The organism is Nocardia sp. CS682, assembly GCF_004634405.1.
Taxonomy (GTDB): domain Bacteria; phylum Actinomycetota; class Actinomycetes; order Mycobacteriales; family Mycobacteriaceae; genus Nocardia; species Nocardia ninae.
The window spans coordinates 1,545,825-1,558,473 of the sequence record NZ_CP029710.1 but is presented as its reverse complement, the minus strand read 5'-3'; the positions used below and the strand labels follow the sequence as shown (position 1 = coordinate 1,558,473).

Here is a 12,649-nt window from a genome sequence, read left to right as displayed (position 1 = left end):
CGGCGATGATCAGCGTCGCGTCAACTTTCTCGAAACGGGGATTATCGTGTCACTTCTGAATAGGGCTGCGCTGGGTGCGGTGCTGACATCCGCCGCAGCGCTCACCGTGGCGGGCTCGGCGCAAGCTGCGGGCAATTACTATGGGACGCTGGCTGTCTCGCCGGGGGCCGGCAAGGTTGTCGAGGCGGTCGACCATCCGAGCCGGGTGGCGGCGGATGCGGCGGCGATCAGGGATTGCGCGGTGTGGGACTGCAAGATCATGGTGCGGTTCGTGAATGGTTGTGCGGCGGTGGCGCGGGGAGCCGATGGGCAGTTCGCGGCCGACTCCGCGCCGACGCGGGCGGAGGCGGAGCGGTTGGCTATCGCCCAGCTCGGTGACAGTGCGCCGCCGTTTCCTGATCTCGGTAGCGCTTCGCCGCGGGCGGCGAGCATCGCGCTGTCCTCGTGTACGAAGAACGCGAGCTGACGTTCGTCACGCCCGTTGGCCGTTCCCGAGGATTTCATTTCGAATGACTCTGTGGGCCTGGGTATTTCAGCCGCCCACAGGTAGTCAAATATTTGGACATATCGGATGCGATGCCGCATGCTCTGAGCCGAAACTATTTCTTCTCGGGGAGGATCATGATGTTTCTATCGGGCAAGGCTGCCCTCGGCCTGTTCGCGGCCGCGGCTTTCGTCGCGGCGACTGCGGGATCGGCCACCGCCGAGCCCGGCTCCGACGGCTCGTTCTACGGGTCGAAGGCGATCTCGGTGACTTCGGGAGGCGCGTCGGTCTCGACGGCTTGGGATTACCCGAACTGGGCGGAAGCCGACGCGGCCGCGCTGGCGGACTGCCGCGAGGACGGCGCGACGAACTGCACGATCATCGTGCGATTCGTCAACGGATGCGGTGCCATCGCCGAGCGCGACGGCCGCTACCTCGGCGGCACGGGCGCCACCCGGGCCGAGGCGGAGCGGGCGGCCATTGCCGCATTCGGCCCGCCGCCACTGAATTTCGGCAGTTCGGCACCGAACACCGCGCGGATCGCCGGCACCACCCACTGCACCGCGAACGCCGAATAACCCCGCCGCTGAGTGTCCGGACGAATCTCCGGACACTCAGCGAGCTGTTCAGCGCCGCAGAGCTTTTCGGGCCAACCAGTTGCCGGCGAACTGGATGCCCTGCACCCCCGCGATGATGACCAGGGTCGCCACCAGGGTGACCTGCCAATCGAATCGCTGATAGCCGTAGACCAACGCGAAATCGCCGAGCCCGCCGCCACCGACGGTGCCCGCCATCGCCGACATGTCGACGATCCCGATCACCACGAAGGTGTAGCCGAGGATCAGCGGTCCGAGCGCCTCGGGGATCAACAGCGTCAAGATGATTCGCAGCGGCCCGGCGCCGACCGCCCTGGCCGCCTCGATCACACCGGGGTCGACCGTAACCAGGTTCTGCTCCACGATCCTGGCGATAGCGAACGACGCCGCGACGACCATCACGAACGCCGCGGCCTCGGTGCCGATGGTGGTGCCGACCACCTGCAACGTCACCGGTCCGAGCGCCGCGAGCAGGATGATGAACGGGATCGGCCGCACCACGTTCACTACCACGTTGAGCAGCACGTTGATCGGCGCGTTCGCCAGCAGCCCACCCTTACGGGTGGTGTAAAGCATGGTGCCGAGGAAGAGCCCGATCAGTCCGCCGATCACGAACGCCACCAGCACCAGATAGATGGTGGTGCCGATCGCCTCGTTCAGGACCGGCCGGAGTTTGTCCCAATCCGTCTGCATCGGTACTCCTTTCAGTCCGTAGGGGTCTTTTCGAGCAGATCGAGCTCGTCGATCACCTTGTCGACCGCCTCGTCGTCCCCGTGCAGCACCAGCGTGACGCTGCCGAATGTCTTGTCCTGCAACGTGCTCACGCCGCCGTACACCACCTCGAATCGCACGTCGGCCAATGCCGCAGTAGCCAAGGCCTGGCCGATACCGCGCCGGTCGTCGATATCGACCGTGACGAGCCTGCCGCCGTGCAGCTCACCGAGCCTGCGCAGTTCGTCCTCGGACGGCCGGTTGTGCAGCACCGTAGCCACGAACGACTGCGTCGGCGCCGCCTGCGGGGTCGCGAAAACCTCGAAGGTGCTGGCGAGTTCGACGATCCGGCCCTCGGCGAGCACGGCGACCCGGTCGGCCACCGCGCGGATGACATCCATCTCGTGGGTGATCACCACAATGGTGACGCCGAGCTCCCGGTTGATCTTCTTCAGCAGCCGCAGCACCTCACCGGTGGTCTCCGGATCCAGTGCCGAGGTCGACTCGTCCGCGAGCAACAGCGACGGCGAAGTCGCCAGGGCGCGGGCAATTCCGACCCGCTGTTTCTGCCCACCGGAGAGCTGGTCGGGGTAGCTGCGGGCCTTGTCGGACAATCCGACGAACTCCAGCAGTTCCGCGACCCGCGCCTTGCGTTCGGCCCGCTTCCAGCCCGCGACCTTGAGCGGATACTCGATATTGCCTGCGGCCGTGCGGGATCGGAACAGGTTGAACTGCTGGAACACCATGCCGATGTCGCGGCGCAGCCGCCGCACCTCGCGCTCCCGCACCCCGGTGATGGGGGTGCCGGAGATCTCGATGGTGCCGCTGGTCGGCTTCTCCAGCGCGTTGATCAACCGGACCAGGGTGCTCTTGCCCGCGCCGGAATAGCCGATCACGCCGAAGATCTCGCCCTGCTCGATCCGCAGATCGATATCGTCGAGCGCGACCTGAGCATCCGCGCCTTTGCCGAAAACCTTGGTGACCGAACGAAACTCGACGGCGGGCGGATTGCTCACTTGCCGTCGCGGATGGACTGCTGCACCCGCTGCAGAATCTGTTCCAGCTCGGGACCGGTGCGCCGCACCTCGACGGCGGTGCCCTTGGTCACCTCGTGGTGCGCCTGCTGCACCTCGGGGTCGTGCCAGAGCTCGACCAACTGCAGCAGCTTCGGGTTGTTCTTGTCCTCGGCCCTGGTCACCAGCGCGTTGATGTACGGCTCGGCCGCCGGATTCTTCGGATCATCCTTGTACAGCGCTGAATTGGGGTCGATGCCGGAGCGCTCGAGGAAAGTATTGTTGACGATCGAGCCGTCCACCGAGGCGAGCGACAGCGCGGTCTGCGCGGCATCGACGGTCGTCACCTTGACCTTGGACGCACCCTTGTCGATGTCGGCCGGGGTGGGGGAGTTGGTGGTCGAGGAGAGCTTCAGCAGGCCGGCCGCCTGCAATACGAACAGGGCCCGCGCCTGATTGGTGGGGTCGTTCGGGATCGCGATCTCCGCGCCCTGCGGCAGATCCGCGAGGGTCTTGTGCTTCTTCGAATACAGGCCCAGCGGCACGATGTAGGTGGACCCGATCGGCGTCAGAGTGTCGCTGTTCGCGACGTTGTAGGCACCGAGAAACTGCAGGTGCTGGAACAGATTCACATCGATCTGCTTCTGCGCGAGCGCGAGATTCGGCTGCTGGTAATCGGAGAAGTTGGTGATCTTCAGCGTGATGCCCTTGTCCTTGGCCCGCTGCTCGAAGACGTCCCAGGCTTTGTCCTTGTCGGTGGTGCCGATCCGCACTACCGTGTCGGAGGAGGCCTTGTCGTCAGAACCGCACGCCGTAAGGGTGAGGGCCGCGGTGGCTACCAGGACCGGGATCGCCAGTACCCGATGGAATTTCACTCGTGCTCCCGAAATGCTTGTCGCGATATGAACCCGGTAATCCAAGCGATCCGGCAGCGGGGGAGACAACGGTTTGAATTGTGGTGAGCGAAACCATTTCACAGCATCGGTGGACCATCTAGTTTGCTCGCAATGCGCTTGAAGCACCGACTACTGCTGATCCCGATCCTGTCCGCCTTGGCCGTCGCCTCGGTTTCCTGTGGCGCCGAACACCGCGACGACGTGATTCGCATAGGTGTGAACGACGTCGCACTGCCGCATTGGGACGTGTACAAGAAGAAGGCCGCCGAGCAGGGCATCACCGTCGAGTACGTCAACTTCACCGATTACAACCAGCCCAACCCCGCACTGGCGCAACGCCGGATCGATCTCAACAAGTTTCAGCACGTGCGGTACCTGGCCAACTACAACGCCCGCAACAACGACACCTTGGTGCCGATCGGGGCGACCGAGATCTTCCCGTTGGCCCTGTACTCGCGAAAGCACAAGTCGGTGGCCGACATTCCGCAGGGCGGTCAGATCACCCTGAGTAACAACCCGGCCAACCAGGTCCGCCCGCTGCTGTCCCTGGCCGCAGCCGGCCTGATCGTGTTGCGGGGCAACGCAGGATGGGACTCGAAGCTGGAAGACGTGGACACCTCGGCGTCGAAGGTGCAGCTGACCCCCATCGACCCGACGTTGACCGCGCAGTCCCTCAGCAGCGTCGACGCCGCCTTCGTCGACGACACCTTCGCCAGGCCCGCCGGTTTGACGAAGAACGAGACGATCTACACCGACGACCCGGAGCGCCCGGAACTGAAGCAGTACATCAACATCTTCGCCGCGCGCAGCGCCGACAAGGACAACCCGACGCTGCTGCAACTGGCTCGGCTGTACCACGATCCGGAGGTCGAGGCGGCGGTGCGCGCGGAGACCGGGTACGAAGGGATCTTCAAGAATAACGATCCGGCGGATCTGCAGGCCGCTGCGGCGGAATTGGAAGCCAAGTTTCGCAGGTAGTTCCAGTTGCGAACGTTCCTAAAAGTCGCGAGATCGGCGATTCGCGGGCGTGTCGCTCAAATGCGTTGTTTGGCCCCGATTTCCGAGTGGTTTTCTGTCGGTACTCGGCCCTACACTGGGGCTTCCATTCGAGACGACAGGGGGCTCTACATGACAGTGACATTGCCAGCAGTGGAGGTACGTGTGTCCAACCTGGAAAGCAAGTACAGACTGCTGGACGAGGACCGGCTCGCGTACGAGGACGCCATTTACAAGACGAAGAGGAAGGTGAAGAAGACTCATCGTCGGGTCGAGGAGATCCAGCGAGAAGTTCGCGAACTGCGGGGAGAATTCCGGACATCGCAGTCGGACATACGCTCCATTCGTCGAGATGCTGGTGCGTTCCAGAAGGAAATGGAAACGTTCCGCGAGAAGACGGGAACATTCCAGCGGGAAGTCCGAGAGGAGTTCACGACTGTCAGGCGCGAGGTCTCGAGTCTGAAAGGAGACGTATTTGCTTTGAAACCAGTCGTCCTCGACACCCAGAGGCAGGTGGCGGGCCTCGAACGCGACGTGTCGGGGTTGAAGCAGGACGTGTCGGGATTGAAGCGCGGCGTCGACGCAATCATCACCTACCTCGGGATCCCGATCCCCGAGGATGCGGCTCAGCCGTAGCCGAAACCCCTGCATGACGCGTCCACACCGGCAATGATGCCCGGTGTGGACGAGCAGAGTTATATGCGGACGCGGTTGGGCCTGCACGCGGCGGCGGAGTTGTTGATCGCAGGACCGCAGTATCGGCAGTACGGAACGATCCGGCTACGCGCGGTACACCACGGCTTCGGCGGCGTGCAGTGGCCGGTGTCGGTCATCGGCGCCGAGTTGGTGTGGGCGGAGGGGCGGGCGCCGCTTCGCGGGACCTACCGGGACGTCGCGAAGCTGGCCGGATTCGAGCCGGAGGCCCCGAAGGAGCTGTACAAGGACACCACGGGGGTAGATCCCGACAGCGTGCTGGACATCGATCCCGCGACCGCACGGCAGATCAGTGATTGGTTCGCCTTGGGGGACAAGGCATTGCGATGTCTGGCCCCGGATATCACACCGGTGCTGTGGCCGGAACACTTCGATCTGTCCAGCTCCGTCGGCGAGGTGAACTACGGCGTCTCACCAGGCGATGCGAGCCACCCGGCGCCCTACGCCTATGTCGGTCCGTGGAACCCGCGCACCGGAGAATTCTGGAACGCCTCGTTCGGCGCGTTACGCGAGCGCGCGGAAGTCGACACCGCGGCGAAATTGCTGGCGTTCTTCGAACAAGGCCGGGCTGCGGCGGGCTGACCTGTCAGGACCCGTTCGTGCCAACCCGTTCGCCCTCCTGGGCAAGCGCGTGAAGATAGTCGGAAGTCACCGTGTCGGAAGGGAAATAGGCCTCCACCGCGATCTCATCGAGGGTGATGTCGAACGCGGCACCAAAGGTGGTGATCGTGTTGAAGAAACACAATTCGGCGCCGCCGTGCCGAATCCGAATCGGCAGCGCGACTTCCGCCGGATCGATCGGGACCGTCTCGCCCGCAGGATAGTACGAGCTCAATTCGTCGTACAGGGCGCGTAGTTCGGCGTCACCGGTCTGCCCGGCCTGGCGAGCCAGCCGCGGCAGTAGGAACCTGCGCACCTGGTCCAAGTTGCATAGTCGCCGCGCGAAACCGTTGGGATGCAGCCCGATCCGCATCATATTGATCGGCGCACGCAGCAGTATCGGATCCACCCCGTCGAAGAAGACACGGGTGGCCGTGTTCGCGAACAACAGATTCCACCGCCGGTCGACCGCCAACGCGGGAAATGGCTCGTGCACATCGAGCACCCGCCGCACAGCGTCGCGCGCCCGGGCCAACTCGGGATCGTCCGGCGACCGATGCCGGTAAACCGGCGCGTGCCCGGCCGCGACCAACAGCCGGTTGCGTTCACGCAGTGGAACATTCAAATGCTCGGCGAACCGTTCGACCATCACCGCGCTGGGTACGGTCCGCCCGGTCTCGACGAAACTCACGTGCCGGGACGAGATGTCGGCCTGAACGGACAGTTCGAGCTGACTCAGCCCGTGCTGCAGCCGCCACTCGCGCAGCAGCTCACCGACCGGACGATGCTCCTGATCCACCCGCCCAGTATCGCCACCCGAGCGACCGGCAGCCATTACATCCCTGGTAATCGACAGCCCGCCACCGCGACTGCCACGGTGGCCGCATGACAAACGACCTCGCCACCCGCAACAAGAACCTCGTCCTGCACGGTCTCGCGCAGTTCGCCGACGGCAACCTCGACGGCATGCGTGCGCTGCTGCACGAAGACTTCCGTGCGCATGCCCCTGGAAACCCTTCCGGCAGAGACGCTTTCCTGGAGTTCACCGCCAACTCACCGATCGCCGGGGCCCGGCTCGACATCAAGCGGGTGATCGCCGACGACGACTACGTGGCCGTGCACTACCACCTGATTCCGCAGGACGACCCGCGCGGCGCGGCCGTGGTCGACATCTGGCGACTGGTCGACGGCATGATCACCGAGCACTGGCATGCGCTGCAGCCGGTGCCGGACGAGGACCAGATCCCCAACGGCATGTTCTGAGAAAACGCTAGCGCGCCATCCGGTTGTCCCCGGCCAGCCGGCCTCTGCGAATGAGTGCGCGCTTGGTGCCGGGGGCGATCGCGGCGGGAGTGAGCTGGGAGTCCGGATCGGGATCGTTGGGGTTCGGCCGGACGAACAGCGTCACCGTGGCGGCAGGGGTGAATCCGCTGCGGGTCATCAGTGCCGTCGAGGCGGTGTTGCGGTCTTCCACATCGGTGACGATGCGCCGCGCACCGCGCGCGAACAACGCCTCCGAGCACACGTCGACCAGCCGCCGGGCGATGCCGTGGCCCTGCATGTCCGGCGCGACGGCGATCCATTCGAGATAGGCCCAGTCGTCGCGGTTCTCGAATTCCATGGACCCGAGCACGAAACCGACCACGCGGTCCGAATCGAGCGCGACCCAGCAGGCGTTGTCGGGGCTGTCGAGGTGTTCGGCCACCGAGGTCAGCGACCACGAGGTGTACGGCTTGGCGGTGACGTCGAAGACTTCGTGACCGAGATCGAGGACCTGGCGCAGGTGGCCGAGACCCATCGGGACGATCACAACGGCAGAATCCATGCCGACAGTTTGCCAGCCGGAAGCCGTCGTACCCTTAGGCCCCCTTGCGCGCCGCGGTCTTCTTGGCCGCCTTCTTCGCAGGCTTCGCGGTGCTCTTCGCAGCCGTCTTCTTGGCCGGGGTCTTCTTGGCTGCCGCCTTCTTGGCCGGCTTGGCCTTGCCGTTGTCGTCGCCGCTGCCCGCCGCGCGTCGGCCACTGGCCTCCAGGCTGCGCTGCAGCGCGGCGACCAGGTCGACCACCTCGGCGTCCATCTCCGCGGGGGCGGCCTCCGGTTGCTCGGGCACTTTGCCGGTGCCGCTGGCGATGGCCTCGTCGAGCAGCCGTTTGAGCTCGATCTGGTACTCGTCGGTGAACTGATCCGGGTCGAAATCGTCGGACATGGTCTCGACCAGCGTCTCGGCCATCTTGATCTCTTGCGGCTTCGGTTCGGCGACCCCGTCCAGGGATTCGAACTCGACCTCGCGCACCTCGTCGGGCCACAGCAGCGTCTGCAGCACCAGCATGCCGTCGCGCACCCGCAGCGCCGCGAGCCTGGTCTTCTGCCGCAGCGTGAAGTGCACCAACGCCGTGCGGTCGATGCGGTCCAGCGTCGTCGCCAGCAGCACATAGGCCTTGGGCGTGCTGGAATCGGGCTCGAGGTAGTAGCTCTTGTCGAACAGGATCGGGTCGATCTGCTCGTTCGGGACGAACTGCAGCACCGGGATCTCGTGCTTCTCGGCGGCCGGCAGTTTGGCGAAGTCCTCGTCGGTCAGAATGACCTTGTCGCCATCGGGCGATTCATACGCCTTATCGATGTCGGCGTACTGCACGGACTTGCCGCACACCGTGCAGACCCGGTCGTATTTGATCCGACCACCATCCTTGGCGTGCACCTGATGGAATCGGATGTCGTGGTCCTCGGTCGCGGTATAGACCTTGACCGGGACATTCACCAGCCCGAACGCGATCGAGCCCTTCCAGATCGACCTCACTGCTGAATCCCCTCGACGCGGGTGCCTCGTCCGCGGGGCCGCTGCGGCAGCGGCTCGGGACGGTTGAGTGCTGGACGGTAAGGCCCACTCATTCCTCCATGATGGCGGAACGCATTCGAATAGGCGAGCGAATCGGCATCCCGAGTGTCGCGGCCGCGACGCGCCGACGCTGTGTCGGCGGTAGCCCGACGAACAGCGTCCGCATGGCGCTGACCATGCCATTCAGGTCGGTACGGCCCGAGAGATACGCGCGTTGCGCGGCAGTCGGCAGGCCGAAGAACGCGTCGAAAAAAACCGGGAGGTCGGTCGGCGGCAATGTGAGCAACGCCCGCAAACCGGCGGCCCGCAGTCGATACACGGCCCGGGCCGACACGGGCCAGACCGCCGCTCCCGCCGCGACGGCGTCAGCCGCCGCGAGGGAGGCGGCCACGCTGTATCCGGTAGCCGGATGCGCGAAGCCGCCGGCCGCGCCGAAGGTGTGTCGCCCCGGCTTGCCGCCTTCGACCGGGAACCGAACTCGCTCCACCCGCTCGGCGCCGGTGAGTTCGATGCCGCGGGAACGCAATCGGTGCACCAGCCGCTCGCGCAGCACGGCGCCGTCGAGCGCAGGCCGACCGGCCAGGCAGGTTTCCTCCAGCAGCATCTCGCCGCCGCCGAGCGGCACCGCATACAGAAACGACCGCGGCGCGTCCTCGGGCGCGCCGTTGTCCGTACGCCAGTCCATGAACAGCGGTGCGAGTCCCGCGCACCGCCGCGCATCGAGCACGAGCCCGTAGGCCGTCTGCTCGGCCAACGCGGGGGAGCGGGCAATGCCGCGCGCATCGATGACCCGTTGCGCCCTCAGCAGCCGGCCAGAGGCCAGTGCCACCGTGCCTGCGGTGAGCTCCACCGCGCGATCCGCGACGACCTCGGCTCCGGTCAGCTCGAGAGACTCCCACAACCGGTGCGTATCGAGCACGGCGTAGGCCCGCTCGATGCGATGCGCCTGAGTTCCCCACGCCGTCGGCCGCTCGACCGTCGCCGCGATGGCCGTCGGCCGGAGCCACCCGGGCAACTCGTCCGCCCACGCCGCGTAGGTCGCCGTCCACCGCCGATCCGGTGCGGGATCGACCACGGTGACCGACAGCCCACGGGCCAGGCAACGATGCGCCAGCGCCCGGCCGGCCGGGCCGAGTCCGCAAACGACGACATCCGCCGTCACGTCGCTGCCCTCGACATGTGCAGGCTCACCGTCCTCGGCGCTCCGGCCCGCTCAGATGCCGCCGGTGGACAGCAAGCCGCCGTCCACCCGCACGGTCTCCCCGGTGATCCACGCCGCCTCGTCCGAGACCAGGAACCCGATCAGCCGTGCCACATCCTCCGGCGTGCCGAGCCGCTTCATCGGGTAGACGCTCGCCGCCCGCTCCTCGTCCTCGGCGTACAGCGCGTCGGCGAACTTCGTCTTGATCACACCCGGTGCGACCGCGTTCACCCGGATCTTCGGCCCGAGCTGCCAGGCGAGTTCGTCGGTGAGCCGGATCAGCGCAGCCTTCGACGCCCCGTACGCGGCGATGACGCCGGACGAGCGGATGCCCGCGACGCTGGCGACATTGACCACCGCGCCGCCGTGCTCGCCCATCCACGCCTTGAACGCCTGCTGGATGTAGCCGAGCGCCGCGACGACGTTCACATCGAAGATCTTGCGCACCGCGTCCAGGTCGGCCTCCATCAGCGACCCGAAGACGGGGTTGATGCCGGTGTTGTTGATCAGGATGTCGACCGAACCGAACTCGGCCATCAGCCGGTCGATGGCGGCCGCGCGGTCTTCGGGATGTCCGGAGTTGCCTGCCAGCGCCACGACTTCACCCTGGTGGCCGAGGGCCCGCAGTTCGGCGGCGGTCTCGTCCAGCGGATCCTGCTTGCGCGCGGTGATCAGCACGTTCGCGCCGCGGCTCAGCAGCTCCGCCGCGACGGCCTTACCGATACCCCGACTTGCCCCGCTCACCAGAGCGCTCTTGCCCAACAGATCGTTACTCATGCCACGGCAGGTTACTCGGCGGTTCAGTTACGGCCGTCACACCCGAGTCGCCGCGGGTAAGAGCGGTGTCCGAACCCAGGTAAAATCGGTGGTTCTTGTGCGTATCGGCGTCGCACAATCGAGTACTTACCGCCCAGCACCACTGATCCGCGAGGAGAAATCTGTGATCACCGCGACCGACCTGGAGGTCCGGGCCGGAGTCCGCACCCTGCTGTCGGCCCCCGGACCGGCCCTGCGGGTGCAGTCCGGCGACCGGATCGGACTGGTCGGGCGCAACGGTGCTGGCAAGACCACCACGCTGCGCATCCTGGCGGGCGAGGGCGAGCCGTATGCCGGAAAGATCTTGCGCTCCAGCGATATCGGCTACCTGCCGCAGGATCCGAAGGAGGGCAACCTCGACATTCTCGCCCGCGACCGGGTGCTCTCGGCCCGCGGCCTGGACACACTGATCCGCGACATGGAGAAGCAGCAGGCGCTGATGGCCGAGGTGGCCGACGAGGCCGAACGCGACAAGGCGGTCCGCAAGTACGGCCGCCTGGAGGAGCGTTTCTCCGCGCTCGGCGGCTATGTCGCCGAGAGCGACGCCGCCCGCATCTGCAACAGCCTCGGCCTGCCCGATCGGGTGCTCGCGCAGGCGCTGCGCACCCTGTCCGGCGGTCAGCGTCGTCGAATCGAGTTGGCGCGCATCCTGTTCGCCGCCTCCGACGGCAGCGGCGGGCGCTCCGACACCATCCTGCTGCTGGACGAGCCGACCAACCACCTCGACGCCGACTCGATCACCTGGCTGCGCGGTTTCCTGCAGAACCACGACGGCGGCCTGATCGTGATCAGCCACGACGTGGAACTGCTCGGCGACGTGGTGAACAAGGTGTGGTTCCTGGACGCGGTGCGCGGCGAGGCCGACGTCTACAACATGAGCTGGCAGAAGTACCTCGATGCCCGCGCCACCGACGAACAGCGCCGTCGTCGCGAACGCGCCAATGCCGAGAAGAAGGCGAGCGCGCTGCGCGTGCAGGCCGCCAAGCTCGGTGCCAAGGCCACGAAAGCCACTGCGGCACAGAACATGGCCAAGCGCGCCGACCGGTTGATCGCCGAGCTGGACGACGTGCGCGTCGCCGACAAGGTGGCCAGGATCAAGTTCCCCGAACCCGCCCCGTGCGGCAAGACGCCGTTGATGGCGGAGAACCTGACCAAGGTCTACGGCTCGCTGGAGATCTTCACCGGCGTCGATCTCGCCATCGACCGCGGCAGCCGGGTCGTGGTGCTCGGCCTCAACGGTGCGGGCAAGACCACGCTGCTGCGCATGCTCGCCGGGGTCGAGCAGCCGACCGCGGGCAATCTGGTGCCCGGCCACGGCCTCAAGGTCGGCTACTTCGCGCAGGAGCACGACACCCTCGACGACCAGGCCACCGTGTGGGAGAACATCCGTCACGCCGCGCCGGACGCGGGCGAGCAGAACCTGCGCAGCCTGCTCGGCGCGTTCATGTTCACCGGTCCCCAGTTGGATCAGCCGGCGGGCACGCTCTCCGGTGGTGAGAAGACCCGTCTCGCGCTGGCCGGACTGGTCTCCTCGGCCGCCAACGTGCTGCTGCTCGACGAACCGACCAACAACCTGGATCCGGTATCGCGCGAGCAAGTACTCGACGCGCTGCGCACTTACGCGGGCGCGGTCGTCCTGGTGACCCACGACCCGGGCGCCGCGGAAGCCCTGTCGCCGGAGCGCGTGATCTTGCTACCGGACGGTACGGAAGACCATTGGTCCGCCGAATATTTGGAACTTATTCAGCTTGCGTGACTTTCATCACAAGAATCCGTTGATCACGGACC

The 12,649-nt window shown here is 66.1% G+C and carries 15 protein-coding genes; 7 read left to right on the top strand and 8 right to left on the bottom strand.

The window, feature by feature from the left end:
- The first annotated feature begins 46 nt into the window (after positions 1-46).
- Together DMB37_RS06660 and DMB37_RS06655 are read left to right on the top strand one after the other, a co-directional pair.
- Positions 47-466 (top strand): DUF4189 domain-containing protein, encoded by a 420-nt coding sequence (locus DMB37_RS06660; protein ID WP_135231952.1) that lies wholly within the window; start codon positions 47-49, stop codon positions 464-466.
- A gap of 155 nt (positions 467-621) precedes the next feature.
- Complete coding sequence (locus DMB37_RS06655) at positions 622-1,062, top strand: DUF4189 domain-containing protein (protein WP_167768762.1); 441 nt, start codon at positions 622-624, stop codon at positions 1,060-1,062.
- A 48-nt stretch (positions 1,063-1,110) separates the two neighbouring features.
- Here DMB37_RS06655 and DMB37_RS06650 read toward each other — a convergent pair whose 3' ends face one another.
- The 3 genes from DMB37_RS06650 to DMB37_RS06640 are packed head-to-tail and all read right to left on the bottom strand — an operon-like array spanning position 1,111 to position 3,679.
- Positions 1,111-1,773: a methionine ABC transporter permease gene (locus DMB37_RS06650; RefSeq protein ID WP_135231950.1), complete on the bottom strand. Its 663-nt coding sequence runs from the start codon at positions 1,771-1,773 to the stop codon at positions 1,111-1,113.
- 11 nt (positions 1,774-1,784) lie between these two features.
- Complete coding sequence (locus DMB37_RS06645) at positions 1,785-2,807, bottom strand: methionine ABC transporter ATP-binding protein (RefSeq protein ID WP_135231949.1); 1,023 nt, start codon at positions 2,805-2,807, stop codon at positions 1,785-1,787.
- Complete coding sequence (locus DMB37_RS06640) at positions 2,804-3,679, bottom strand: MetQ/NlpA family ABC transporter substrate-binding protein (protein WP_135231948.1); 876 nt, start codon at positions 3,677-3,679, stop codon at positions 2,804-2,806. Before DMB37_RS06640 ends, DMB37_RS06645 begins: the two co-directional genes overlap by 4 nt.
- A 132-nt stretch (positions 3,680-3,811) precedes the next feature.
- Between DMB37_RS06640 and DMB37_RS06635 the strand changes: the two genes are divergently transcribed.
- The 3 genes from DMB37_RS06635 to DMB37_RS06625 all read left to right on the top strand — a co-directional run bounded on the left by DMB37_RS06635 (position 3,812) and on the right by DMB37_RS06625 (position 5,992).
- Positions 3,812-4,678 carry a MetQ/NlpA family ABC transporter substrate-binding protein gene (locus DMB37_RS06635; protein ID WP_135231947.1) on the top strand — a complete coding sequence of 289 codons (867 nt, stop codon included), beginning with the start codon at positions 3,812-3,814 and terminating at the stop codon, positions 4,676-4,678.
- Positions 4,679-4,861: 183 nt separating this feature from the next.
- Positions 4,862-5,332, top strand: a complete 471-nt coding sequence (locus DMB37_RS06630) for a hypothetical protein (RefSeq protein WP_135231946.1) — start codon at positions 4,862-4,864, stop codon at positions 5,330-5,332.
- Positions 5,333-5,377: 45 nt separating this feature from the next.
- Positions 5,378-5,992, top strand: a complete 615-nt coding sequence (locus DMB37_RS06625) for a hypothetical protein (protein WP_206055204.1) — start codon at positions 5,378-5,380, stop codon at positions 5,990-5,992.
- A 4-nt stretch (positions 5,993-5,996) separates the two neighbouring features.
- Here the strand turns inward: DMB37_RS06625 and DMB37_RS06620 are convergent, their stop codons facing one another.
- Positions 5,997-6,809 (bottom strand): helix-turn-helix domain-containing protein, encoded by an 813-nt coding sequence (locus DMB37_RS06620; protein ID WP_240772270.1) that lies wholly within the window; start codon positions 6,807-6,809, stop codon positions 5,997-5,999.
- Positions 6,810-6,895: 86 nt separating this feature from the next.
- Between DMB37_RS06620 and DMB37_RS06615 the strand changes: the two genes are divergently transcribed.
- A complete protein-coding gene (locus DMB37_RS06615) occupies positions 6,896-7,273 on the top strand; it encodes a nuclear transport factor 2 family protein (protein WP_135231944.1) in 378 nt (125 codons plus the stop codon).
- 7 nt (positions 7,274-7,280) lie between these two features.
- Here DMB37_RS06615 and DMB37_RS06610 read toward each other — a convergent pair whose 3' ends face one another.
- The 4 genes from DMB37_RS06610 to DMB37_RS06595 all read right to left on the bottom strand — a co-directional run bounded on the left by DMB37_RS06610 (position 7,281) and on the right by DMB37_RS06595 (position 10,822).
- Entirely contained in the window at positions 7,281-7,835 is a 555-nt protein-coding gene (locus tag DMB37_RS06610; protein WP_107657838.1) for a GNAT family N-acetyltransferase, read from the bottom strand.
- A gap of 34 nt (positions 7,836-7,869) precedes the next feature.
- The gene (locus tag DMB37_RS06605; protein ID WP_135231943.1) at positions 7,870-8,805 is read right to left on the bottom strand and encodes a Ku protein; all 936 of its coding nucleotides are present in this window, start codon (positions 8,803-8,805) and stop codon (positions 7,870-7,872) included.
- 88 nt (positions 8,806-8,893) lie between these two features.
- Positions 8,894-10,006 carry a lycopene cyclase family protein gene (locus DMB37_RS06600; RefSeq protein ID WP_135231942.1) on the bottom strand — a complete coding sequence of 371 codons (1,113 nt, stop codon included), beginning with the start codon at positions 10,004-10,006 and terminating at the stop codon, positions 8,894-8,896.
- Between the two features lie 51 nt (positions 10,007-10,057).
- The gene (locus DMB37_RS06595; protein WP_135231941.1) at positions 10,058-10,822 is read right to left on the bottom strand and encodes an SDR family oxidoreductase; all 765 of its coding nucleotides are present in this window, start codon (positions 10,820-10,822) and stop codon (positions 10,058-10,060) included.
- Positions 10,823-10,985: 163 nt separating this feature from the next.
- Between DMB37_RS06595 and DMB37_RS06590 the strand changes: the two genes are divergently transcribed.
- Positions 10,986-12,617 (top strand): ABC-F family ATP-binding cassette domain-containing protein, encoded by a 1,632-nt coding sequence (locus tag DMB37_RS06590; protein ID WP_135231940.1) that lies wholly within the window; start codon positions 10,986-10,988, stop codon positions 12,615-12,617.
- Positions 12,618-12,649: the final 32 nt, after the last annotated feature.